The following is a 26,464-nucleotide window of genomic DNA, read 5'->3' on the forward strand; positions in this document are numbered from 1 at the left end:
TGCCCAACCAATTATGAATTGTAGTTTGGTGAAGTACCACCATCATTTCCATGTCCTGAATTAGTGGTGTTTGTAACCTCTCCAATTTTCCCAAGATCTTTTAGTTCAGGTGTCTGGTAAACCTTTTTGTCGTTTTGAGTAGCTTCTTCTTTTTGCATAACGTTAATTATTATTTTTAATTAAATATAGGATATTTTTTAGGATTTACAAGCCCGCCATGTTAAAATTTGCAGAATGATCAACATGTTTTTATAAGATGCAGAGGAATTGTCGGGGTTTCTCAGCTCTTTAAGCAGACTGGGTATGTCGATTTTGCTGGCGAAAAAATCCTCAGACTCCAGTAACTGCTGTTCGAGCGTATCGAGTATGTCTTTATTTTTTAAATTTTGAGAATGAGGACTCCCGTAAAGTGGTGTTTTGGGTCTTTTTACTATTTCATCGGGAAGGTAAGGTATCATAGCCATCCGCAACAAAGATTTCTGATATAGTAAATGAGGAGGGAGTGCAAGCATGAAAAGCAGGAGCTCCAGAGAGAAAAATGGTTGTCTTATCTTAATTTTCTGACCAGTAAACCCCGGGTGGGTGGTCTCAAACAACCAGCCCCAGAAAGGGTTTCCATACATAGCAAAATAGGAACGTATCGAGGTGCCGTCCTTATTCGGTTTGTAGGGGTTGTAGTCTGCAGGAAAAAAGTCAGGCTCGAACCAGTATGGTAAGGGATATTTGGCAGCGGGTGTCTTCCTTATCAATTTCATTAGCCACTGCTTGATATTGATCCCCGAAAAATGACCAAATGTACGATAGAACTCCATGTCATCCAGAAAGGATTGAGCCAGGTGCCCCTGAGCGATAAGCCTTTCTCTTGAGCGTTGTTCATACTCGAATAATGGGTCCCCTCCAAAGCCTGTTAACAGTACTCTGGAAAAAGCTGCAGCATCCAAAAGTATCTGGGCTTCTGCTGTTGCATCTGGTACTGCAGCAGGCTCCGGAATCCAATTGGTCAGAGGTTCAGCAATGTTTTTAACATAATCCTCAGCAATGTACTGCTTAATGGGAACATTGAGATGTTTGGCTATTAGCTTTCCAAAATATCCTTCATTCTCATTTACAAGATGTTTGTAACCAATATTAAAAGACACTTGTGTATGATCTTTTCCATACCTGTCCCTGAGAACGTTTTTAGCGGTTGCAGTTATGGAGGAACTATCCATACCACCACTTAATGAACAGGCCACTTTATTGGTTCTGGTACGGTCTTTTATAGATTTTTCAAATAAACTATAGAAATGACTTACATATTCCTTAGTGGTCTTGTACCGTATAGGTTTGATCCTGGTTGGGATTTCCCAATAACAGCTGACTTCAATTTTTCCATCCTTACAGGTCAGTTTATGAGCTGGAGGAAGTTTTTTAATTTCTTTATAGATCGTGTGACCGAAACTCCGGTTTGTCCCGGTCATCAGATAATCTCTTAATACTTCATCACTCAGTTCAGCCATCAGGTTCGGTACCGCTTTTAGAGAATGATAAAAATTTGTAAAAAGAAACCGGTTTTCAAGTTGAGTATAGTAAAAAGGGATCAGCCCAAAGTGATCGCGGGCACAAAAAAGATAATTTGTCTTTTCATTCCAGATAGCAAAAGCATAATCACCCGAAATATGTTGCAGACAATCTTCATCCCAATGTTTATAAGCATAGAGCAGGAGATAGGAGTCCGGGATAGAATTACTGATCGTATTGAAGTATAAACCCAGTTCTTTAATTAGTTCTGTCCGGTTATCCAGGCGTACATCTCCTACAATCCGGAGATTTTCATCAATTGTAAAGGGGAGCTGGTCTGCTTCAGTATCTTCACAAGTTTTAAGCCAGCCGAACCGTAAATCAATGTGATTACTCTTCCATGCTCCTGAATAATCATCGCAGCAAGATGCAATTACTACTGTGCAGGCATCAAGCAGTTCCTCGTCAGCCTTTTCCAGCCGGGGAGCAAGTATACCAATGAACCCGCTCATTTAAATTTCAGTACAGAGTTTAGCTTACCTTCCGGTAAGACAAAATAATTAGCTATTACCGAAGGGTGGTCATTTAGAAGAACCCCTTCCTTTTCTAACCATGCATGGGCATCAAATCTCCCTTTGCTCTGGCTTACACCAATTTTGAGTTCGGAAGAAATACCTTTCCTGCTTAATAAAAAACGCATAACCAGCGATTGAGACAGGCAGCGTCCTTTTAAAAAGGTAAGCTGGTTCATTTGATTAAAGATCGTCGCGTATTTGTCAAGAATAACAACAGTTGTATTATAGTCAGGAGGCGGAACAATTTTTGAAAAAAAAGAAAGTAGCTTTTCAGTAGTTTTTAAGCTCGTAAACCGAAGGTTTGTCTCTATTAAGGTCGTCAGAAGACGAGTTTGGAAAAATAACCGTTCGTAGGCTCTCAGAGACCTGTTCAGATTTTTCAAATCGTGATCTGAATACATCAGGAAACAACAATTAATTCAGCTTTTTCCAGATTTTCTATCAATCGGAGTATGTCAGTCTGAAGTTGTTCTGCACTCACTTCATATTCATCTTGTAATACATTAAAAACCGACTCACTGTCCTGATGGTCTGATAGTAATTCCCAAAAACGTTTTCCGACCTCGTCGAGTTCATAAAAATGTTCTGTGTTTAAATTTAGGATGACAACTCCATGGCCCATTTCCTGAACGATGCTGTGGTCGGCTATTCTGATGTTTCTTTTTGGTAAATTCATTAGCGTTAATTGTTAATAAGTAGTTCCTCTAAGATGAACGGCAGATAGTGAGAAGTTATCTTCATTTTAGAGTCTGATAAAGATAAGTGATAATAATTTTAAATCACAATACCTTTTTTGATAAAAATTTCGCAGCTTTCAAAGCCGGGGCCAGCTTACCTGTATAGTTTATGATTTGGGCAAACCTACCATTTTAATATCCGGAATATATTTTTGTGAATTTCGTTTAAAGTAATCGTATGTTACCGCTTTTTTTGGTGCTGTCGCCATTGGGATATCATGGACAGTAGTCGTATATTGTCATTTAAAATGTTTGCTGGAAGGTTTTAACTTATAATTGCCTACTTCCGTCTAAATTGCAAGCTGGCATTATGTTTAACAACTCATATTCCTGATTTGGAGCAATTTTTTTTATCTTTTACGGAATTATTATATCAGACCGAGCGATTTTATTTTATCGTATGATAATTCTGTGTAATCGTTAATATATAGACTACATGGAGGTAATTCATCCTGCGTATGAGAAGTCAGTACACCTACAACCTGCATTCCCGCATTCAGTGCTGCTGAAATGCCCGCGTGAGAATCTTCAAAAACAATACATTGGGCTGGGGATATACCTAAGTTAATTGCAGAAGTAAGATATACTTCAGGATCAGGTTTATGTTTCTTAACGTTTTCACTGGCCATTACAGAGCTTAATTGCTCACGAATAGCGACTTTACTTAATATTAAATCAAGATTAGCATAAGGAGCAGAAGTAGCTACCCCTAATTTCACCCCATTACTTTTAAGATCAGTTATAAATTCAATGATTCCCGTAATTGGTTCGATATGAGCTGCATATATTTTTCGGAAAAGACTTTCTTTCTCTTCTTCCATTTGTAGTAATTCTTCTCCGGTTACCGGCCTTTTTAAGAAATGCGAAAAGATGTAGCTATTGCTTTTTCCATACATATGCAGGGCGAAATCTTCAGTTGTCGGAGTTAGATTACGGACAGAAAAAAACTCGCGGAAGGCTAGAGAATGGTATGGATTGGTATGGCAGATTACCCCGTCCATATCAAAAATAACTGCAATTTCTTGATTCATATGGCAAAGTTAATTTGATTTTAACAGGTATGGTTATCAAAATAATATTTATTTATTCAGAAACTGTGACATTTTGAATACTGGTGCGAATAATTGAATGGATTTAAAATTAGATTAGTAGTATAACTGCACTCATGGATACACTTCAGCAAGGGGAACATTTTTTAGCTGTAATTGAACAAAACAAGGGCATAATCTACAAGATTGCCAACTCTTTTAATAAAGATGAGGATGATAAAAAAGATCTTGTACAGGAAATTACCCTGCAGTTATGGCGTGCATTTCCGGGTTACGACCAAAGAAGTAAAATTTCTACCTGGATGTACCGGGTAGCATTGAATGTGGCTATTACTTTTTATAGAAAAGAGAAGAGGAAGAATGAGCTGATGACGCCGATTTCTGAAAATGTTATCGCATTTACAGCAGAAGATGCATCCGGGGACAATAATAGTAATCTACAGTTTCTGCAGCAGTTTATTAATGAACTGAAAGAACTGGACAGAGCGCTGATGTTGCTTTATCTGGAAGAAAAAAGTCAGAAAGAAATGGCCGAAATATTGGGTTTATCAGAAACAAATATTGGTACAAAGATCAGCCGGATCAAAGAGAAATTAAAGCAAAGGTTTTCAAAGATTAATAATTAAGGAAATGGAAGAACTGGAAATTAAACAATTGTGGCAGCAGTATGATAAGAGGCTGGAAGAGTCGTTGCGGATTAATAAACAGATAATCAGAGAGATGCAAACGCAGAAAGCCGAAAGTAAGATCAACTCGTTTCAAATCAGACAGGTTGTCGGTTTAATACTTGGGATATTTTGGGTTATTTTCTTAGGGTTTTTAGTTGTTAATACCCTGAACAACTTGTATTTTGCTATTTCAGTAGGTTTGATTATGCTGTTTAATATTTTTGCGATAGCAGTTTATATCAGGAACCTTGAATTGCTTAGCCAGATAAATATTACCGATAATATTACCGATTCGCAGCAGAAGCTGGCAACTATACAATCTTCACTGATTAATGTCGGAAGAATACTGATTTTACAGACTCCGTTTTATTGTACTTTTTACTATTCCAATGAGCTGGTTGCCCACGCGGGGACTTTATTCTGGTTAATTCAGCTCGTAGCGTTGTCATTCTTCACAGGATTATCTATTTATCTGTACAGAACGTTGACCTATAAGAATATCCATAGAAAATGGGTCAGAAATATTATTGGCAGTTTTGGAGGTAAAACTTTAACAAAGGCAATGGAATTTCTGAATGAAATTGAAGACTATAGAACAGAAAAAACCAGTTAATTATATTCCGGCACAATAATAGTAGTTGGCCAGAGAGCCGGAGCTTTAAATATTTTGGCTATATTAAATCTGAATATTTAAATCCTGGTCGAATAATGCTTCATGACAATCTTATTCTAATACTTGTTTTGCTTTTGGGGGTAACCATCCTGGTGATGGTAGGGCAGAGACTAAAAGTATCCTATCCTATATTCCTGGTTTTAGCAGGTTTAATTATTGGTTTTGTGCCGGGTATTCCTCATATCCGGGTTGACCCCGACATTATATTTTTACTTTTTCTGCCTCCTTTGTTGTATGAGGCAGCGTGGTTGATTTCCTGGAAAGACTTCTGGGAATATAAAGGAGCTATTTTTCTAATGGCGGTAGGTTTGGTTTTCATCACCTCAGTAGCAGTTGCCTATGCTGCTGTTGCATTTATACCAGGTTTTACTCTGGCCCTTGGTTTTTTACTGGGTGGCATCATCTCTCCGCCCGACGCGATTGCGGCTTCGTCTGTTTTAAAGGGCATTAAGATACCTAAAACAATAAATTCCTTGCTGGAAGGAGAAAGCCTGGTTAATGATGCATCCAGTCTGATCGTTTTTAAATTTGCGATGGCAGCCGTGATAACCGGTAGTTTTGTATTCCAGAATGCAGCCGTAAGTTTTGTGACAGTAGCTGGTTCAGGGATTTTAATAGGCCTGGGAGTCGGCCTTGTATTTTATGCTATACATCGCTGGTTGCCCACTAATGAAAATATCGATACTGTCCTGACATTACTCACCCCATATTTCATGTATATCGTTGCAGAGCATTTTGAAGCATCAGGTGTAATGGCGGTAGTATCCGGAGGTCTTCTTTTATCCAGTCAGTCTCATGTGACTTTAACCTCAAATTCCAGAATTAAAATTGCGTCCGTCTGGTCAGCGGTTACCTTTATGATGAATGGCGTGGTTTTTATTCTGATTGGTTTGGCGCTGCCGGATATAGTAAATGGTCTGGGATCAGAGTATCCACTGAAAACGGCCATTGGATATGGTGTAGGGATTAGTTTATTGGCACTTTTTGTGCGCTTTTTCTGGTTGTTTTCTACCAGTAGACTTACACTTTTGGTCAATAAAAGAACAAGGGTCCGTTACCAGGGCATGACCTGGCATTCTTCGGTGGTGATAGTCTGGGCAGGGATGCGTGGTGTAGTTTCTTTAGCGGCTGCCTTATCAATTCCGGTTATGCTTAGCAACCAGGTACCATTTCCATTAAGAAATCTGATCCTGTTTATCACTTTTGTAGTTATTCTGGTTACCCTGGTCATTCAGGGGCTTTCCCTGCCTTTGATTGTCCGGATTCTAAAAATACCTGAGAATACCTATAAACTATCAGAACAGGAACAGAATACGCAGATCAAACTACGGTTAATTGATCGTTCGCTGAGAAGGATACAGGAAAATTATCAGTTTCAGTGTATCCATAATGAACTGATGGCCAATTTTAAGTCCGAACTGGAAGGTTCATTAAATGATAAAAAGAATAACCTTGAAGCATTCCGGTTGGGGCAGATTGATAAACAGGAACTGAAAGTCTACAACGAAATTATGCTCGATCTAATCAGGATCCAAAGGAATGAGCTGCATCTGCTTAAAAAAGATAAAAATTATGATGATGATATCATCAGGATGGAAGAAAGGCGCCTGGATTTAGAAGAGCTAAGCAGCTCTGGAAATTTATTTTAAAGCAGATTTGATTGCTTTGTAAATAAAAAGAATTGATAAACGCATCTAAAACTATTTATAATTGTAAATATGTGTACTTAAAAAATATTTTAATAAGTATGCTTGGAGTTTTGTTTATATTTATTAAGTTTGGTAAAGGCAACTAAACCAAGCTATTATAATTATGAAAACACGGGGACTCCTAAGAGTTGATATTATAAAACAGCTTTATTATAAACATCCGCTTTCTCTGACCGAATTAAGCAAGCTGACCCAGAAAAGTGTGCCTTTAGTGGCTAAAATAGTCAATGAGCTGATTGATGAAGGATATGTTCAGGAGCAGGGCCTGGCGCCCTCTACTGGTGGGAGAAGGGCCTCTATATTTCTGCTTAACCCCAATAAACAAAGATATGTTGTATCTGTAGCTACAGATCAGTTTACGGCAAGGATGATTATCTATGACCTTTCCAATAATATCATTCATCCTATTGAGACCCTTGAACTTGCATTGACCGAAGATTTTGATGCAGTAGATAAACTTGTTTCCTTCATTCATGAAAATATTGAAGCATCCGGTATTGACAAAGAAAAACTGCTGGGTGTTGGAATTGGTATGCCCGGTTTTATCATTGCAGAAGAAGGCGTCAATCATTCGCATTTAAAAACAAACGATGGCACTCAATTGGGTAAATATCTGACTGAAAAGCTAAAACTCCCTGTATTTATAGAGAATGACTCCCGCCTGATTGCGTTAGCAGAATTCTATTTTGGTGCCGCTGTCGGCAGGAAGGATGTGATGGTTGTCAATATTGGTTGGGGAACTGGTCTTGGAATCATCGTCAATGGCCAGTTGTACAAAGGGAGTGGTGGTTATGCCGGTGAATTTAGTCATATCCCATTATCCAATACTAATATCCTGTGCTCCTGCGGAAAACGAGGCTGTCTGGAAGTAGAAACTTCTTTACTGGTCATGACAAGGAGGGCTAAAGCTGAAATAGAGGCTGGAGCTGCAACCAGTATGACTGAACTTTTTAAAGATAAGAGCAGAAATACGGGAGAACTGTTTTTAGAAGCAGCCCGGAACCATGATCCCCTGGCAGTTTCCATCCTTTCGGAAGCAGCTTTTCATATTGGTAAGGGGATGGCCACATTAATTCATATTATGAATCCCGAATGTATTGTCCTGAGCGGGCGCGGGGCTATGGCCGGTAAGATTATTCTTCCGCCTATACAACAGGCTATTAATGAATTCTGTATTCCCAGAATTGCTGACCAGACTTCTGTCATACTTTCAGAATTAGCCGCTGACGCAGAACTGCTTGCAGGAGCCAGTCTCGTCGTCGAGCACAGTCAGTTTAATTAAAACCTAAAATTTTCTTTTGAATACAAGCAACAAACCACCAATAAAGCAAAACTAAATCGAATTACTAACCTAAACCACCAAAACATGAGAAAAATTTACTTGAAGTACTTAAGTGTGCTATTGTTAACTATGTTGGCAGTAAACGCTTTTGCACAGAAGACCCTTACCGGTACGGTAAGAGATGCTTCAGGCCCTGTACCAGGGGTCAGCGTTTCCTTAAAAGGAACATCCAAAGTAACCCAGACTGATGGGGCCGGAAAATTCAGCATCGCCGTGAGCCCTAATGATGTCTTATCTTTTTCTGCTGTGGGTTATTCCAGGCAGGAAATTACAATCAGCAACCAGACTACTTTAAATGTCACCCTTCAGGATTCTGAAAATAACCTTAATGAAGTTGTTGTAACCACCGCACTGGGGATTAAACGCCAGGAAAAATCATTAGGTTATGCCGTAAGTACGGTGACAGCGAAACAATTAACAGAGGCTGGTAATACTAATTTTGCATCTGCATTATATGGTAAAGCTGCTGGTGTAAAAATCACCACGGCACCAGGCGGAGCCAGTAGTGCTGTAAATGTACAGATCCGCGGGATCAACTCCATCAGTTATAATCAGCAACCACTATACGTAGTAGACGGGGTAATGATCAGGAACGATGGCCAGAATGGAGCAGCCGGTGCTAATAATAATAATTACTGGGGCGATCAGCGTATCCGTGGGAACGGTATCCTGGATATTAACCCGGCAGATATTGAAAGTCTCACTATCTTAAAAGGTGCCAGTGCTTCAGCTTTATACGGTTCTGATGCAGGAAGCGGTGTGGTTGTGATTACAACTAAAAAAGGATCGAAAAATAAAGGTCTGGGGGTTGATTTCAATTATCAGGGTTCGATTGATAAAGTTGCTTTCTTACCTAATTTCCAGAATGTATATGGACCAGGTTACGACAGGGCAACCAATTTAGCGAATACAGGCCGTGAAGATGGCTGGATCGCAGATCCTAGTTCGCCAACAGGATTAAGACCATATTTCAGATCATATGCAAACTTTGGTCCTAAGATGGAAGGTCAGCAGGTTACATGGTGGGATGGGTCTACGCGTTCATTCTCTCCACAACCGGACAACTATAAAGACGTATATCAGACTGGTTATACTTCGAATGCAAACGTTGCTATATCTAATCAAAGCGACAACATCAATTACCGCTTTTCGGCATCCCGTCTGGATTATACAGGTACACAGCCAGGAAATACAGGATCAAAGAACTCATTTAACCTGAATTCTACGATTAAGTTAGCGCCAAAATTATCTGCCGACGTGATTGTAAGTTATGTCAATACGATTACCAATAACAGACCTTATCAGCTTGGACAGGTTCTAGGTTCATTTGGTGGGTTCTTTAGCCGTGCGGAGGACATGGATTTAATGAAACAAAAATTCCAGACCAGTGACGGCTATAAATATGCAACTTATGACCAGGTAACCCGTCCGGATCATTTTATTTATAATATCAGGGCAACTAACCTGCTGGATTTTTACTGGCAGCAGTTAAAGAACAAATACACTGAAAATGAAAACAGGTTAATGTCAAGTTTTACGTTAAACTATGATGTAGCTAAGAATTTAAAATTCAGAGGCCGTATTGGTAACGATTATACGGGCGCCAGAACAGAAAACCGCCAATATTCAGAACAACCCATCGCATTTAACGGTAATACGAGCACCGGGGGGTATACAACAACCCAGGGGCAATACGCCATTCTTTACGGAGATGCCTTGTTAACCTATTCGAATAAAGTAGGTAAAGATCTGAATGTATCACTGAGTGGTGGTTATCAGGGAAGAAAAGAAACTTATAAAGATCAGCAGTCCAATACAAAAGACGGCTTAGTTTCTGAAAACTGGTTCTCCATTAACAACTCGTTTAGTGTACCTGAAACATCAGACACCAGAAAAGAACAATTGAAGTATGCCTATTTAGGGATGTTAAACCTGGGATATAAAGACTTCTTATTCTTAGAAGGTACTGCCCGTCAGGAATATGCATCTACTTTGCCTCCACAGAATAACAGATATTCTTATTACTCGCTGAACAGTGGTTTTGTTTTTAGTGATATTATAAAGCTGCCGAAATTCTGGAACTATGGTAAACTAAGAGCTTCGTATGGAGTGGTAGGTAACCCGGCACCAATCTATGAAGCGAATGTGGTATACACACAGACCTCTTTACAAACAATCAATGGGTCAGTACCATCGCTAACAACTGCCAGTGCTTATGGAAATAACACTTTAATGCCTGAAAAGAAACATGAGGCAGAGTTTGGTCTGGAAACCCGTTTCCTGGATGGCCGTTTGGGCATGGATGTAAGTTATTACAATAACCGTGTTAAAAACCAGATAGTTCCATTACAAGTGAGTAGCACTGTAGGTGCAAACAGCCAGATTGTGAATGTTGGAGAAATCGGAAGTAAAGGTTTTGAAGTAGCGCTGAACGCAACTCCTGTAAAAAGCAATAAATTCCGCTGGGATACCAGGGTAAATTTCTCTTCAAACAGATCAAAGGTAATCGCTCTGATGCCAGGGATGTCTGAGCTGAATTTTTATTCTTCAGATCAGGCGACAGCTAAAATCGTAGCCAGAGCAGGTGAAGATTTGGGTAATATCTATATCCGCCCAAGAATGACTGATGCTAAAGGAAACTATGTGATTGGCGATGACGGTTTTTATGTGATGGATAATTCCAGATATGTTAAAGCTGGTAATATTATGCCGAAAGTAGTAGGTGGTTTCTCTAACACCTTTACCTACGGTAGTTTCTCATTAGATTTTACTATTGATGGCCGTTTTGGCGGAAAAATGATTGCACCAAATCTTAAATACATGCGCGGTGCAGGTATGCTTGAAAACTCGATGCAATACCGCGATGCTGCACATGGTGGTGTAACCTACACGAGCAATGGCAAGACATATGATGATGGTGTATTACTACAAGGTGTAAATCAGACAACAGGTTTGCCAAATACAAAAGTAGTCTCTGCTGCTGAATATTATATGACTACCTATAACTGGGGAGAAGGTTCACTGACAGACGGAGAGATTTTCGATAACAGTTATATCAAAATGAGAGAAGCTGTATTAAGTTACAAGCTACCTGCTTCATTTACCAGCAAACTCAAGATTAACAATTTAAGAGTATCACTCATTGGCCGTAACCTGTTCTATATCTGGCGTACACTGAAAGACCTGGATCCTGAAGCACCGCTGGGAAATAAATGGTGGTCACAAGGAGTAGATGTAGGTTCGACCGCTGCATCCAGAAGTTATGGTTTTTCAATAAGCGCGAATTTCTAATCGCATTAATTCAGATATATTATGAAAAAGTTAATTATAAATATAAGTTTCTTTTTAGTTGCGGTAACCACTATAGTTGGTTGTAAAAAAGACGTCGCAAGTAAGTACAATAACCCCGAAAAGGCAGAGAATGCAAGTCTGTCCGGCCTTTTTACGGCCATGCTGAACAATGACAGGGTAGCAGCTAAATATTGGAATGTACGTACGTTCCTGTGCCAGATGCCTGGTGTATATGCACAAACTTCCTATTTCCCAAACAGCAATTCTGTTTATCAGCAAAGCGATAGTTATTCGCAGAACTATTGGGATGATTTTTACACCACAGGAGGCAATGGAAGTGGAAGTATGGCACTTTATCGTGCGATGGAAGCCAAATTCAAGACACTTTCTACCTCAGATCAGACTGCTCAGGCAACTATTATGCAGGCGGCTAAAGTTGTCCTGATAGAACAGGCAGCTAAAATGGTCGATTTATGGGGTGATATTCCTTATTCTGAAGCAGGTAGCTTAGAGACAGGTAGTACGATTAAAAATCCGAAGTACGATGATCAGAAAGTGCTATATACAGGCTTTATCGCCGACCTGGCAACTGCATCTGCTTATTTTAAAGCAAATGCTACCAATAAAGATTTCGCTAAAGCAGATATTTTGCTGAAAGGTGATGTAGGGCAATGGGCACGTTATGCCAATTCACTGCGTTTGAGATTGTTAATGCGTATTTCAAAAGTTGATGAGGCAACGGCCAGAACAGCAGTCCTGGATATGCTGAATAACTCCGCAACTTATCCATTGGTTGACGGTGGTAATAATCCTTCGTACAGTCCCGGAACTTCTGATATTTTATTACAGCCATTGACCAACAGTACAAGTGATCTGCATGCTGCTTTTCTTGAAGGAAGCTGGTACGCAACCGATTACATGTTGAATACGGTCATGTTAACGGCGAATGATCCAAGGATCCCGGTAATGTATGATAAATACGGACGTACCCAGAAAATCAATGGTCAGGATGTATTTGTTCCTAACAAAACATACAAAGCCATGCCGATTACCTTTAGTGCTACAGACCAGGAAACAAATTTTCCAGATTACTCAGTGCTTGATTCAGCTACTTTCCTGTTTAATCAGAAATTGCCAGGTATTATAATCACGGCTTCAGAAGTAAACCTTTTAAAAGCTGAGGCTTATGAAAGGTGGGGAAGTTCAGCGAGTGCACAAACCTCGTATGAAACTGCTTTAAGACAGTCAGTTTCCTTTTATTATTATCTGAATAACCTGAATCAGGGTGGAGGATACGTTAATCTGCCTGCGCCGAAAGACTCTGTAGTCAACGTATGGATAAACTCCTCTACGGCTTCTTATACCGGATCTTCTGCCAATAAACTGACTAATATTTATATTCAGAAATGGGCGCATTTAGGTGTTCTTCAGTCTATGGAGGCCTGGGCCGAATACAGAAGGACGGGTTTCCCTATTTTAACCTTCCCTTCAGACGGTAAATTATCGGGTTTTGATACTCCTCCAACCCGTTTAATCTATCCTTCGACAGAGAAAACACTAAACAGTGCAAACTATCAGGCTGTTCAGGCAAAGGATACCCGTAAAACCAAGATATTCTGGCAACAATAGTTTTGTTCTTAGTAATTGAAATATTAATTTAATATCCTGTCCCGGTTGGCTAGCCAGCCGGGACATTTTTATACCAGAATGAATGAAGAAAGAAATCTTAATTATAGCCCTGTTGTTTGGCGCTTTTGTTAAACTGAGCGCTCAGGAAAATGGTGTTCATCAGCAATCAACAGTTTACGAATGGCCGGCAGATCCCCTGGTTAAACAGAAACTCGACTCCTGGCAGGATAAAAAGTTTGGGATGATCGTGCATTGGGGATTATATGCTGTTCCGGGGATTATCGAGTCCTGGTCAATCTGTTCTGAAGACTGGATAGAGCGGGATAGTACAATAACCTATGACGATTATAAAAAATGGTACTGGGGTCTGAGCCAGAAATTCAACCCTGTAAAATTTAATCCTGAACAATGGGCCAGGGCCGGAAAAAATGCAGGAATGAAATACCTTGTTTTTACGACCAAACATCATGATGGTTTTGCCATGTTTGATACTAAGGAATCAGATTTTAGTATTGCTAAAGGTCCTTTTGCAACAAATCCAAAAGCTGACGCCGCAAAATATGTCTTTGATGCTTTCCGAAAGGAGGGTTTTATGATTGGTGCCTATTTTTCTAAACCAGACTGGCACTCTCCCTATTACTGGTGGCCTAAATACGCCACTCCAGACCGCAATAACAATTACGATATTAAAAAGTATCCCTGGAGATGGAACCAGTTTAAAAGCCAGGTTTATAATGAAATTGGTGAACTCATGACTAATTATGGTAGTATAGATATTCTCTGGCTTGATGGAGGCTGGGTAAGGCCACTGGAAACAGTCAATGCAGAGGTCCTTTCCTGGGGTGCAAAGATTCCGGCATGGAGCCAGGATATTGATATGCCTAAAATTGCTGCGATGGCCAGAAAAGCACAGCCAGGTTTACTGATGGTGGACAGGACAGTACATGGTCCATATGAGAATTATCAGACACCCGAACAGAAAATTCCTGATACGCAATTAGATCACCCATGGGAAAGTTGTATGACCTTAGGCGGTGCCTGGGGATTTGTTTCTAATGATCAGTACAAACCTGCTGCCGAAGTCATTCATAAACTGGTAGAGATTGTGGCCAAAGGTGGAAGTTTATTGCTTGGTGTAGGTCCAAAACCAGACGGAACTTTGCCTGATGAGGTGATCACCAAACTGAATGATATTGGTAACTGGACATCTAAAAATGGTAAAGCTATTTACAATACCAGGATTACTAAGAACTACCACGACGGACAAACCTGGTTTACCCAAAGTAAAGATGCAAAAACACTTTATGCTATCTATTGCATGAATAGCGGAGAAAAACCTGTCAGAACGATTAGCTGGGCCGGGAACCCGCCTCAGAAAGGGACAGCTGTGACCTTGTTATCCGACAACAAAAAATTAAAATGGAATAGTTCCAATGGAAAGACAACTGTCACCCTGCCTGCTGACCATATTGCAGCAGAGGCAGCTGTAGCTCTGGAATTTACCCCGGCCAATTAATGATCACACATTTTAAAATCTGATTGATGAAGTATCGCGTTACCCAATTTATTTTAGCTCCGTTCCTGCTGATCGTACTTTTGAATGTTGCGTCTGCAAATGAAAATCCGAAAAAAAACAGGAATCTTGTACAAACAAAAGCAGCATTACCTCTATATAAAAATCCAGCAGCTGATATTGAAGCGAGGGTGAAGGACCTGCTGGCAAGGATGACCCCCGAAGAAAAGTTCTGGCAGCTTTTTATGATTCCGGGTGATCTGGATGGTGTAGACAAGAACCGGTATAAAAACGGCATTTTTGGATTGCAGGTCAGTGCCGTTTCACAGGGTGGAGGCGGAGCAGGACAAATGCTGAGTTATAATACCCAGGAAAATGCCTATACACTGGCCAAAAAAATCAATGCCATTCAGGCGTACTTTGTCAAAGAAACCCGGTTGGGTATTCCGATCATTGCTTTTGACGAAGCATTACACGGATTAGTCCGGAAAGGGGCAACTTCCTTTCCCCAGGCTATCGGTCTTGCTGCCAGTTTTAATACTGAGCTGATGGGACAGGTAGCAGGTACCATTGCGAATGAAACCAAAGTAAGAGGAATAAGAGATATCCTGACCCCGGTTATCAATATAGCTTCTGATGTTCGCTGGGGGCGTACAGAAGAAACCTATGGTGAAGATCCGTTCCTGAGTTCACAGATGGGGCTTGCTTTTGTCAGCGCGTTTGAAAATCAGAATATCATTACGACACCCAAACATTTTATCGCCAATGTAGGTGATGGGGGACGTGATAGTTATCCGATCAGTTATAATGAGCGTCAGCTCGAAGAAATCTATCTTCCACCTTTTAAAACAGCTATACAACAAGGTAAAAGCAGATCACTGATGACAGCTTATAATACCGTTAATGGAACACCGGCAACTTCCAGTGCTTATTTGCTGACAGATAAATTAAAGACAGAATGGGGGTTTAAGGGATTTGTGATCTCTGATGCCGGAGCTGTTGGTGGGGCAAATGTTTTACATTATACCGCTGCGGGTTATACTGATGCAACCAGACAAGCCATCATTGCTGGACTGGATGTTATCTTTCAGACTGATTTTAATCACTATAAACTATTTATTCCGCCTTTTCTTGACGGATCAATTCCTCAAAGCAGGATTGACGATGCTGTTGCAAGAGTTTTGAGGGCCAAATTTGAACTCGGACTTTTTGAAAATCCCTATGTTTCTGAAAAAGAAGCTCAAAAAGCCCTGACTGATCAAAGCCATAAAGCGATAGCTAAACAGGCTGCTTTACAATCATTTGTCCTGCTTAAAAATGAAAAATCTGTATTACCACTAAAAAATGTCAAAAATATATTACTTCTTGGCGAAGACGCGATTGAAGCCCGTTTGGGAGGATACAGCGGAACAGGAAATGGTAAAATAAGCATTTTAGAAGGATTGAAAAAAAGAGCAGGAGACAAAGTGAAAGTGACTTATAGTAAAGGCAGCAGCCGTGATCCATTACTCTATGTACCAGTGTCCCAGCAATTTTTAAAGACAGATACAACAAGTGGTCTACATGCCGAATATTTTGATAACCTCACCTTAAGTGGCCGTCCGGTATTTGAAAGAACCGATAAACAAATAGACTTTATGTGGACCTTGTCCTCTCCGGATAAACGACTGCCTAAAGATCAGTATTCTATTAGATGGAAAGGAAACCTGACAGTTCCAAAATCCGGAATTTATCAGATCGGTCTGGAAGGAAATGACGGTTACCGGCTTTACCTGGATGATAAACTGTTCATCGACCAATGGGAGAAACGATCCTATCATACACAGTTATTGCCTTTTTCTTTTGATCAGCACAAAACCTATGCGATCCGTGTAGAATTTAAGGAACCTAAAGGCAATGCACATATCAAGCTGATCTGGAATTACGGCGTACCGGATAACCGGGCTCAGGAGCTGGAAGCAGCAGTCAGATTAGCTGAAAATGCAGATGTAATTGTCGTTACCGCGGGGATCAAGGAAGGTGAATTTCAGGACCGCGCCATGCTGAATCTTCCAGGTAATCAGGAACAACTTATTCAAGCTATGGAGAAATCCGGAAAACCTGTAATTGTTTTATTGGTTGGTGGCAGTGCAATCACGATGAACAACTGGTATAATGATGCTACGGCTATTTTGAATACCTGGTATGCGGGTGAAGAAGGAGGGAATGCCGTTGCAGAGACCCTGTTTGGAGATTATAACCCTGCCGGACGTTTGCCTATTACTTATCCGGTTCATGAATCACAATTGCCATTGATATACAATCATAAACCAACCGGCAGAGGTGACGATTATAATAATCTGAGCGGCGAACCACTATTTCCCTTTGGTTTTGGATTAAGTTATACTAAATTTGAGTATACAGATCTTAAGCTGAGCAAAACAGAAATCAGTTCGGCAGAACCTGTTCAGGCAAGTTTTACGCTGAAAAATACTGGTCATTACGATGGTGATGAAGTTGTGCAGTTGTATATCCGGGATGTACTTGCTACGGTTTCCAGACCGGTTTTAGAATTAAAAGGTTTTAAAAGAATTCACTTAAAGGCAGGAGAGACCAGACAAGTTTCGTTTGAAATCGCTCCCCACATGCTGGAGATGCTGAATGCTGAAATGAAAACAGTGATTGAGCCTGGTGATTTCAGAATCATGATTGGTTCTTCAAGCCGTGAATTACTATTAAAAGATACTTTGACAGTTAAACCCTGATCTGGTACAGGTACTGTTCGACATGAGGCCACGATGAGGCCAACATTACCCCACGATGAGGCCACCTTTATCTTAGAGAAAAGGTGGCCTCATCGTGTTTTTATGCTAGCTTAATCCTGGCATTTTCTGCGAGATGATGCAACGCATGGATCAACTCATCTGCTTCGCTTTCCAGGTTATAATAATGCGGTGAAATACGGATAGCCCATTCCACTTCTTTTTCATCAAAATCAATGACCGCGAAGTTGCGGTAACTGGTAACCACATTGATGTCCTTCTCTGCTAATTCTTTTTTGAGCTGCTCAGGATTCATCCCCGGAAGGGTAAAAGTAATCAGACTGCAAAGCTCCGGACCTTTATCCAATAATCTGATTTCAGGGATATCAGCCAGTTGTTTACGGATATAACGGCTTAATAACTTTATTCTTTCCCATATTTGCTCAGGCTGATTATCCAGATAGTATGAAATTGCAGCTTTAGTTCCCAGTAATAAAGCATAGGCAAACTCCCAGTCTTCAAACCGGATGGCTCCGGGACGCTGTATATATTTGTCTTTTGCGATCCAGTCTGCACCTCTCATATCAATAAATAAAGGTTCCAGTCCCATATCCAGGACTCTGTCAGAAACATATAAGAACCCGGCACCTCTCGGGCCTCTCAGAAACTTACGACTCGTCGCACTCAGGAAATCACATTTTATTTTTTTTACATCCAGTGGAATCTGTCCCACCGACTGACAGGCATCAAGAAGATATAGCGTGTCATATTTACTGACTATTTCTGCAATTTCTTCAACCGGTTGAACCAGTCCTGAATTCGTTGGGACATGCGTAACCGATAATAATTTAGGTTTCCAGAGTTTCAACTGTCTGTCCAGATCGTTCAGATCTACTCCTCCGCCAGCTGCACTTTTTACGTGTTTGATGATGATCCCGAACCTTTTGGCAAAAGAAAGAAAATGCAATTGATTAGAGATATAATCGTCATTCGTTGTTAAAATGATATCTCCCTTTTCAAAAGGGATGGACGAAAATGCCCTGGTGAAAGCATCAGTAGCATTAGCCGTAAATGCAATATTTTCAGGTTTGCAGTTTAATAGTTTTGAAGCTGCGGTATAAAATTCCCGGATCTCGTTTTTTCTGAAATCAGCAGCTTCATAACCACCAATTTCAGCCTCTAATTCTATATGACCAATAATGGCATCAATTACCGGCTGCGGCATTAAACCAGCGCCTGCATTATTCATATGGTTCACCTTTACTATTCCCGGGGTTTCTTTTCTTAATTTATTGATTTCCTGTGCTGAAAAACTCATCATACTTATTCTTTAATTTGCGATAGCTCAAAATTACCACTATTATTGGCCCATAAATAATCCATATAACTTAATTCTAATGGAGCCATTATTATGCCTAAAATTTCTCATGATATCAGTATTGCAGGATTAACTATTGACAGGAAGAGTAAAATTCCATTGACTAAACAATTATATGAGGGCATCAGAAGCGCCATTATCAATAGACAGATCCGGCCGGGACAACGTTTGCCATCCAGCCGTACACTTGCCGAGGATATTGGCTTATCCAGAAACATTGTTCTGCTGGCCTATGAACAACTGACGCTCGAAGGTTACCTTACCGGATCGGTTGGTAAAGGAAGTTTTGTCTCGGAAGATACCTATGATTCCTTTGCAGGACAGGCTATTCAGCAAAATAAACCTGTAGCCCCACCTGATCCCGGGACAGAGGTGCAACTCCCCAAACTTGACCAGGTATCAGCGGTTTATGTCAAAAGAGAAACCAGTAAAGCTATTGTAAAGCCCTTTCAGAATCCAGTACCGGCTTTGGATCATTTTCCTTTTCAGAGCTGGTCGAAATGTGCAGGTAAAATCTTCAGAAGCCTTGAGTTTTTACAATTATCCTATGACGATGCCCAGGGTTGTTATCCACTCAGAGAAGCGATTGCTGCTCATCTGCGGATCAACAGGGCTTTAAGCTGCGAACCTGAACAGATCATCATCACCAATGGCACGCAACAGGCACTGAACCTGATTGCCAGTTTACTCATGCAGAAAGGGGAGCAGTTCTGGATAGAAGATCCAGGTTATATCAACGCTAAACTGGCATTTATACAAGCCGGTGGAATCCCTTGTTATATCCCGGTAGATGTCAATGGGATTGATCTGGATCATGCCTGTATACATTATCCAAAAGCAAAACTCGCTTTTTTGACCCCTTCACATCAGTTCCCTTTGGGTGGTACTTTTTCGATAGCCAAAAGAATGCAATTGCTGGAATGGGCAAGCAAAAACAAAATGTGGATTGTAGAAGATGATTATGACAGTGAATTCAGGTATTCGGCAAAACCAGTTCCTTCACTTCAGGGGATGGATCATTATCAGCGTGTGATTTATACCGGCACTTTCAGTAAAGTACTTTTTCCAGGGCTTCGGATAGGTTATCTGGTGCTCCCTAATCCGCATCTGACACAGGCTTTTAAACAGGCTAAAGCCTTTGCCGACCGTCAGAATGCAATTACTGATCAGCTGATCTTAAATGAGTTTATCAAAGAGGGATACTATGCTACACATTTACGGAAGATGCGTGTACTTTATAAAAAAAGACAGGACCACCTACTCGAGCTGATCCGCAAACATGGCGGAGAGCTGCTGAGAGCCGAAAAACAAGGTAGTGGTATGCATATCATTGCTTATCTGCAGGAAAATCAGGATGATCAGCAGATTGCTGCCATTTTAGATCAGGCTGGTATTATTACCACAGCACTATCTGTTTATTCCAGTAAATTCAAGTATCCTCCCGGTCTGTTACTGGGTTATACCGCTTTTACAGAGAAAGATTTAGAAACAGGTTTTTTTAAACTGCTGGCTATATTGAAGGAGCAGCATCCATAACAGGTGTATTTGCGGGTTGTATTGGTTAATATCAGGTAATTGTTTGACTCTTTAGCTAATTAACTTTGGTTAAGAAGCATATCGCTGAAAAACAATTCAAAATATTTAATTTATAACAACATGACTATCAACTGGAATGGGGTGTTTCCTGCTGTGACCACAAAGTTTACGGCTAATGATGAACTTGATTTTAACGCAATAGACCTTAACCTGCATGCCCAGCTGGAAGCCGGAGCAGAAGGGATTATTTTAGGTGGTTCACTGGGAGAAGCCAGTGTCTTAACCGATGAAGAAAAATTTGCACTCTTAACCCATACCTTAAAAGTAGTGGACGGAAGAGTTCCCGTATTACTGAATATTGCAGAACCAACGACAAAGAAAGCGGTTGCTGCGGCTCAAAAAGCTGCCCAGCTGGGTGCAAATGGATTGATGCTGCTGCCACCTATGCGCTACTATTCAGATCATGAAGAAACACTGGCTTTTTTATCGGCAGTTGCCGAAAGTACTGAGCTGCCTATCATGATTTACAACAATCCTGTAGATTACAAAATCGAAGTAACCCTTGCTATGTTTGACCATCTGGCCAGGTACAGTAATATCCAGGCCGTTAAAGAATCGACCAGGGATGTTTCCAATGTGACCCGGATGTTCAACCGTTTTGGTGAAAGATTTAAGATTTTTACAGGAGTTGATCCCCTGGCTATGGAAAGTCTGGTGATGGGGGCACATGGTTGGGTAGCCGGACTGGTTGATGCCTTTCCAAAAGAAACCGTGGCCATTTTCAGACTGGTTAAACAAAACAGAATTGCAGAAGCGCTGATCATTTACCGCTGGTTCCTGCCGGTTTTAGAACTGGATATACATCCTAAACTGGTGCAGTACATCAAACTTGCAGAAAGTCTGACTGGTCTGGGTACTGAACTGACCAGAGCTCCGCGTTTAGCCATTCATGGGGAGGAGAGGGAAAGGGTGTTGAAGATCCTTAACGATGCGTTAGCTAACCGTCCGCAATTACCTGAAGGTAGCTGGGGGAAAATAAACTAACCAGCAGATGAGAGGTAATCATATCATTTGCTCGGCCTATGCTGAAACAGCAGGCAAGAGCTTTCGGGCAGTAAATCCTGCTACTGGTCAGGAATTAGCCGGAGATTTCTATAAGGCAGAAGTCCTTGATGTCGAAAACGCCCTGAAGGGAGCGACACTTGCTTATCAAAGCTATAAAGAGCTGCATAAAGACCTCAGGGCAGGTTTTCTAAGAAATATTGCGGATGAGATTTTCGCTTTAGGCGATCAGCTGATAAACCGCGCATCCGCAGAAAGTGGTCTTCCCGAAGCCCGTTTAAGAGGAGAATTAGGGCGTACAACAGGACAATTGAGATTATTCGCAGATCAAATAGCAGAAGGTTCGTGGGTAGATGCTATTATTGATACAGCACAGCCTGACAGACAGCCCCTTCCGCGCCCTGATATCCGGCGGATGCTGGTTCCGCTTGGCCCTGTAGTGGTTTTTGGCGCCAGCAATTTTCCGCTTGCATTTTCTGTGGCTGGCGGAGATACCGCTTCTGCACTGGCTGCGGGCTGCCCGGTCATAGTCAAAGCACATCCGGCACATTTGGGAACCAGTGCATTGGTAGGTGCTGCAATTGTCAAAGCTATAGAGAAATCTGGCGTTCCTAAAGGCGTATTCTCTTTACTGTTTGATGATGGATATACTGTCGGAGAGCAGCTTGTGAAGCATCCTTATACTAAAGCAGTTACTTTTACCGGATCCTTTAAAGGCGGGAGTGCCTTAATTAGTCTTGCACAAGAGCGTGCCGAGCCTATTCCGGTTTTTGCTGAAATGGGAAGTATTAATCCGGTTATCTTATTGCCACAGGCGATAGCGAATAAGCCTGAGGAACTGGCACAGCAATGTGCAGCATCTATTGCGTTGGGAGCCGGTCAGTTTTGCACTAATCCAGGGCTGTTAATTGCAGTTAATTCACCAGGTCTGGAAAAATTTAAGGCTACCCTGGCCGATAAAATCAGAGAAACACCCTCGGCAACTATGCTTAGCCCTGGAATTTATGCCAATTATAATTCCCGGTCAGCAGTTATGCTAAAGTGGGATGGAGTTGATTTAGTTGCCGAATCAAGACAGTTAAACGATCAGTTGCAAAATCAGTCTGTAGCCAGGCTTGTCGAGGTCAGTGCGACTGATTTTCTAAGCAATAAGGAACTTCATGAAGAAGTTTTCGGGCCTCATTCTATACTGGTCATTGCAGAAAATATGACCGAATTGGAAGATGTTATCCACTCAGTGAATGGTCAGTTGACCATTAGCCTGATGGCTGCACCAGGAGAACTGGAAAACTATAGCGCTCTGCTGAATGACTTAACAGGTAAAACCGGAAGGCTGATCCTGAACGGGATGCCGACAGGAGTAGAAGTCTGTTCGGCTATGCAGCATGGAGGACCTTACCCGTCTACTAATGACAGCCGTTTCACTTCGGTTGGTACTACAGCTATTCATCGTTTTGTCAGACCTGTGGCCTGGCAGGACTGGGAAGATGCTTTACTTCCGGATGCTTTAAAAGCGAAGAACCCTTTGGGAATTTATAGAATGGTAGATCAAAAATTGACAAATCATGGGCAGTAAAACTTTTTTTTGTGTGGATGCGCATACCTGCGGAAATCCGGTAAGACTTGTCGCTGGTGGTGGCCCCGTACTTCAGGGAAACAATATGAGCGAAAAAAGACAGGATTTTTTAACTCACTATGACTGGATCCGTACCGGGTTGATGTTCGAGCCTCGTGGACATGATATGATGTCGGGTAGTATCCTTTATCCGCCGCATAATCCTGAAAATGATTTTGCTGTGTTGTTTATCGAAACAAGTGGTTGTCTGCCTATGTGTGGTCATGGTACCATCGGAACGATTACAATCGCTGTGGAAGAAGGGCTGATCCGGCCTAAGGTGCCAGGAATCATCCGTATGGAGGCTCCCGCGGGATTAATCCTCATCGAGTACAAACAGACAGGAAATAAAGTAGATGCAGTGAAACTGCGCAATGTTCCTTCTTATCTGGCTGCTTCTGAACTACAGGTAGAATGTCCGGATCTGGGTACACTGACCTTCGATGTAGCCTATGGAGGTAATTTTTATGCAATTATAGATCCGCAGAAGAACTTCCCGGGTCTGGAAAATTATACTGCCGCTCAACTGATCACCTGGAGCCAGGTGATCCGCAAACGGATCAATGAACAGCATACATTTGTTCATCCGCTGGATGAGACTATCAATGGATGCAGCCATGTATTGTGGGGAGGGGCAACTTTAGATCCTCATTCTACTGCCCGTAATGCGGTATTTTATGGAGATAAGGCTATAGACCGGTCCCCTTGTGGTACAGGGACTTCTGCACGTATGGCCCAGTGGTATGCAAAAGGGAAACTGAAGAAAGGAGAGGCTTTTATCCATGAAAGTTTCATTGGCAGTAAATTCACCGGCAGAGTAGAGGATGTCACTGAACTCAATGGTCTTCCTGCAATTATTCCAAGTGTTGAAGGGTGGGCTAAAGTATACGGTTATAACACGATCAGGATTGACGATGATGATCCCTATGCACATGGTTTCCAGGTGATCTGATCTGTTTTTTAAATTACTATTTACCCTGAATAAATGTCAAATGTATTAATTATCGGAGCTGGAATAGTGGGACTCAGTTCTGCTTATTACCTCCATCAGCAAGGCCATACGATTACCATTTTAGATAAAGGCGATATCACAGACAGCTGTTCCTTTGGCAACGCAGGAATGATTGTACCCAGTCATTTTGTACCCTTAGCTTCTCCCGGAATGGTGCAGCAGGGCATCCGCTGGATGTTCAACAGTAAGAGCCCTTTTTATGTCAGGCCCTCTTTGAATCCAAACCTGATCAGATGGGGCTTGAAATTCCTGAAACATGCCAATGCGGCCCATGTATCACGTGCTGCGGTTCCACTCAGAGATATCTCTCTGCTCAGTAAACAGCTTTACGAAGAACTGGCTGCTGCGCCAGACTTTGATTTTGGTCTGGAACAAAATGGTATCCTGGCTTTCTACAAAACAGAGAAAGCAGCCGAAGAAGAAGCGCATCTGGCTAAAAGTGCAGCCGAACTCGGACTTGATATGGCAGTGCTGAATCCAGCCGAATGCAAAGAATTGCAGCCAGAGCTCAATCTGGATGTACTGGGAGCAGTTCATTACCGGAATGATGGCCATGTTTATCCGCCAAAACTGATGAAGGCCTTACTCAATTACCTTGAAAAAGCCGGTGTGACTATTAAACGTGATCATGAAGTCACTCATATAGAAAGCAGCGGAACAAAAATTACGAAAGTATTTACAGGTGATTTAAGCTGGGAGGCCGATCATTATGTCCTGGCAACGGGTTCCTGGTCTCCGGCAATTGCCCGTATGATGGGATTAAAGCTCTCTATTATGCCAGGGAAAGGGTATTCTTTTATGGAAGCCGAACCGCTCGGGCGTATGACGATTCCTGCACTGCTTTGTGAAGCAAGGGTAGCGATAACCCCGATGAACGGCGGTATCCGTTATAGTGGAACAATGGAGCTTGATCAGGTAAATAACCGGGTAAACATGCAGCGCGTCAGAGGAATTACAGAGTCTGTCTCTAAATATTTTCCTGATCTGCATCCTGAACTTCCAGCAGAGAAGGCTATCTGGTATGGTTTCAGGCCTTCTTCGCCCGATGGCTTACCTTATATAGGCCGCAGTGCAGAAAAGGTCAATCTGATTGTGGCTACCGGGCATGGCATGATGGGGTTGAGCCTGGGGCCAGCTACGGGTTTGGTGGTCAGTCAGTTAATAGCCGGACAAAAAACGGCAGTTAACATTAGCTCTTTTTCTCCATCCAGATAGAATTAAATTAGCAGATAGTAACCATATTTTAACCGGTTTGCCGTTAGATCTTGTTGCCTGATGTCAATATTTGTATATTGACATCAGGCAAACCTAACCAAATCAACCAAAATGAAAGTACTTCCGTTTACCGTGACCGTACCGGATGACAAATGTGTTTTTTCTGAGCAGATTGAACTGCCTTTTTTTTACCAGTACCTTCATCGTCATGAAGAATGGCAGATTACCTGGGTGCAAAAAGGAGAGGGAATTTTAGTGGCAGGTAACAATATGCATTCGTTCCGGCCTGGTGATATCTTCCTCATTGGTGCCAATCTTCCACATTTATTCAAATCCAACCCCGAATATTTTGCCGCTGACAGTAACAAGCAGATTAAAGCCTGCTCACTTTATTTTAGCCCCTCAGGTAATCTCGGTGCATTGTTTGGTCTGCCCGAAATGAAGCTGATGAATTCGTTCCTGAAAAAAAATAAACATGGGTTTAAAATCCCGTCTCCTTATGATAAAGAAATCTCCACAAGAATTCAGGAGGTACATAAAGCCTCAGGGATGAATGTGGTGTTTAATCTCCTTAAATTCTTTAACAGTTTACTGGCTATTCAGGAGGAAGAAACAGAGCCGCTTTGTCCTAAGTCATATTCTTCTTATATATCAGATAATGAAGGTGCAAGATTTAGTAATATCATTAATTACATTATGCTGAATTACAACAACCAGATTGCACTCGAAGATATAGCCAAAACAGCTTATATGACCCCTCATGCTTTCTGCAGGTATTTTAAAAAACATACGGGTTATACCTTTGTTTCCTTCCTCAATGAGGTCAGGGTTAATGATGCCTGTAAAAATCTGATAGATGGAAAAAAAGCGGACTGCATTTCGGGAGTAGCCTATAAATCCGGGTTCAGCAGTATTACCAATTTTAACAGGGTCTTTAAAAGTGTAATGGGACAATCCCCAAGGGCCTATATGGATGCTTATTATAATACAAATAAGCTCAATCTTATTTCGGTTTAGCCTTGAGCATCACAAAAAGCCATTTTTCTGTATCGAATAGCTAATTTCTGCACTTCATTAATGTCATTTTAATGTTAAAGTGTTGGATATAAACCGCACATTAAAGTTTTATAATTTCGTTCTAACCGGATCTTTAGGTACCCTTCAGTGTTGCCTAATTGTGCTGTATTATGTTTGTCTCATTCAGTATTCATTAACCAAC

20 protein-coding genes are annotated in these 26,464 nt (G+C 41.3%); 14 read left to right on the forward strand and 6 right to left on the reverse strand.

The genetic code is table 11. The features are described 5' to 3' along the window. Positions 1-11: 11 nt before the first annotated feature. The 5 genes from HDF25_RS07090 to HDF25_RS07110 form a co-directional block, all read right to left on the reverse strand. Positions 12-158 (reverse strand): hypothetical protein, encoded by a 147-nt coding sequence (locus tag HDF25_RS07090; RefSeq protein ID WP_184624034.1) that lies wholly within the window; start codon positions 156-158, stop codon positions 12-14. 39 nt (positions 159-197) lie between these two features. Then, positions 198-2,012 carry an asparagine synthetase B family protein gene (locus HDF25_RS07095; protein WP_184624035.1) on the reverse strand — a complete coding sequence of 605 codons (1,815 nt, stop codon included), beginning with the start codon at positions 2,010-2,012 and terminating at the stop codon, positions 198-200. Beyond that, on the reverse strand, positions 2,009-2,476 hold the full coding sequence (locus HDF25_RS07100) for a lasso peptide biosynthesis B2 protein (protein WP_184624036.1): 468 nt from the start codon (positions 2,474-2,476) through the stop codon (positions 2,009-2,011). The genes HDF25_RS07095 and HDF25_RS07100 overlap by 4 nt, the downstream gene beginning before the upstream one ends. Then, a complete protein-coding gene (locus tag HDF25_RS07105; RefSeq protein ID WP_184624037.1) occupies positions 2,476-2,751 on the reverse strand; it encodes a PqqD family protein in 276 nt (91 codons plus the stop codon). Before HDF25_RS07105 ends, HDF25_RS07100 begins: the two co-directional genes overlap by 1 nt. A 429-nt stretch (positions 2,752-3,180) precedes the next feature. Further along, positions 3,181-3,843 (reverse strand): HAD family hydrolase, encoded by a 663-nt coding sequence (locus HDF25_RS07110; RefSeq protein ID WP_184624038.1) that lies wholly within the window; start codon positions 3,841-3,843, stop codon positions 3,181-3,183. 134 nt (positions 3,844-3,977) lie between these two features. Between HDF25_RS07110 and HDF25_RS07115 the strand changes: the two genes are divergently transcribed. The 8 genes from HDF25_RS07115 to HDF25_RS07150 all read left to right on the forward strand — a co-directional run bounded on the left by HDF25_RS07115 (position 3,978) and on the right by HDF25_RS07150 (position 17,430). After that, positions 3,978-4,487: an RNA polymerase sigma factor gene (locus HDF25_RS07115; RefSeq protein ID WP_184624039.1), complete on the forward strand. Its 510-nt coding sequence runs from the start codon at positions 3,978-3,980 to the stop codon at positions 4,485-4,487. Between the two features lie 4 nt (positions 4,488-4,491). After that, positions 4,492-5,142, forward strand: a complete 651-nt coding sequence (locus HDF25_RS07120; protein WP_184624040.1) for a hypothetical protein — start codon at positions 4,492-4,494, stop codon at positions 5,140-5,142. A 95-nt stretch (positions 5,143-5,237) separates the two neighbouring features. Then, positions 5,238-6,851, forward strand: a complete 1,614-nt coding sequence (locus HDF25_RS07125; protein WP_184624041.1) for a Na+/H+ antiporter — start codon at positions 5,238-5,240, stop codon at positions 6,849-6,851. 163 nt (positions 6,852-7,014) lie between these two features. Continuing rightward, entirely contained in the window at positions 7,015-8,193 is a 1,179-nt protein-coding gene (locus HDF25_RS07130; protein WP_184624042.1) for an ROK family transcriptional regulator, read from the forward strand. A gap of 84 nt (positions 8,194-8,277) precedes the next feature. Continuing rightward, on the forward strand, positions 8,278-11,544 hold the full coding sequence (locus tag HDF25_RS07135; RefSeq protein WP_184624043.1) for a SusC/RagA family TonB-linked outer membrane protein: 3,267 nt from the start codon (positions 8,278-8,280) through the stop codon (positions 11,542-11,544). 21 nt (positions 11,545-11,565) lie between these two features. After that, positions 11,566-13,173 carry a SusD/RagB family nutrient-binding outer membrane lipoprotein gene (locus HDF25_RS07140; RefSeq protein ID WP_184624044.1) on the forward strand — a complete coding sequence of 536 codons (1,608 nt, stop codon included), beginning with the start codon at positions 11,566-11,568 and terminating at the stop codon, positions 13,171-13,173. 82 nt (positions 13,174-13,255) lie between these two features. After that, positions 13,256-14,689, forward strand: a complete 1,434-nt coding sequence (locus HDF25_RS07145; RefSeq protein ID WP_184624045.1) for an alpha-L-fucosidase — start codon at positions 13,256-13,258, stop codon at positions 14,687-14,689. A gap of 26 nt (positions 14,690-14,715) precedes the next feature. Next, entirely contained in the window at positions 14,716-17,430 is a 2,715-nt protein-coding gene (locus HDF25_RS07150) for a glycoside hydrolase family 3 N-terminal domain-containing protein (RefSeq protein WP_184624046.1), read from the forward strand. 100 nt (positions 17,431-17,530) lie between these two features. On the opposite strand, the gene HDF25_RS07155 is transcribed toward HDF25_RS07150, so the two are convergent. Next, positions 17,531-18,748, reverse strand: coding sequence for an aminotransferase class V-fold PLP-dependent enzyme (locus HDF25_RS07155; protein WP_260409334.1), 1,218 nt, complete (start codon positions 18,746-18,748; stop codon positions 17,531-17,533). Positions 18,749-18,838: 90 nt separating this feature from the next. Here HDF25_RS07155 and HDF25_RS07160 point away from each other — a divergent pair, with 90 nt between their 5' ends. The 6 genes from HDF25_RS07160 (at position 18,839) to HDF25_RS07185 (ending at position 26,262) form a co-directional block, all read left to right on the forward strand. Then, positions 18,839-20,341: a PLP-dependent aminotransferase family protein gene (locus tag HDF25_RS07160; RefSeq protein ID WP_184624047.1), complete on the forward strand. Its 1,503-nt coding sequence runs from the start codon at positions 18,839-18,841 to the stop codon at positions 20,339-20,341. A gap of 120 nt (positions 20,342-20,461) precedes the next feature. After that, positions 20,462-21,385 carry a dihydrodipicolinate synthase family protein gene (locus HDF25_RS07165; protein ID WP_184624048.1) on the forward strand — a complete coding sequence of 308 codons (924 nt, stop codon included), beginning with the start codon at positions 20,462-20,464 and terminating at the stop codon, positions 21,383-21,385. Between the two features lie 7 nt (positions 21,386-21,392). Beyond that, complete coding sequence (locus HDF25_RS07170; protein ID WP_184624049.1) at positions 21,393-22,979, forward strand: aldehyde dehydrogenase (NADP(+)); 1,587 nt, start codon at positions 21,393-21,395, stop codon at positions 22,977-22,979. Continuing rightward, on the forward strand, positions 22,969-23,970 hold the full coding sequence (locus HDF25_RS07175; protein ID WP_184624050.1) for a 4-hydroxyproline epimerase: 1,002 nt from the start codon (positions 22,969-22,971) through the stop codon (positions 23,968-23,970). Before HDF25_RS07170 ends, HDF25_RS07175 begins: the two co-directional genes overlap by 11 nt. 33 nt (positions 23,971-24,003) lie before the next feature. Continuing rightward, on the forward strand, positions 24,004-25,245 hold the full coding sequence (locus HDF25_RS07180; RefSeq protein WP_184624051.1) for an NAD(P)/FAD-dependent oxidoreductase: 1,242 nt from the start codon (positions 24,004-24,006) through the stop codon (positions 25,243-25,245). A gap of 111 nt (positions 25,246-25,356) precedes the next feature. Further along, entirely contained in the window at positions 25,357-26,262 is a 906-nt protein-coding gene (locus HDF25_RS07185; protein ID WP_184624052.1) for an AraC family transcriptional regulator, read from the forward strand. The last annotated feature ends 202 nt before the right edge of the window (positions 26,263-26,464 follow it).

Origin of the sequence: Pedobacter cryoconitis, from assembly GCF_014207135.1 — a bacterium.
Classification (GTDB): Bacteria; Bacteroidota; Bacteroidia; order Sphingobacteriales; family Sphingobacteriaceae; genus Pedobacter; species Pedobacter cryoconitis_D.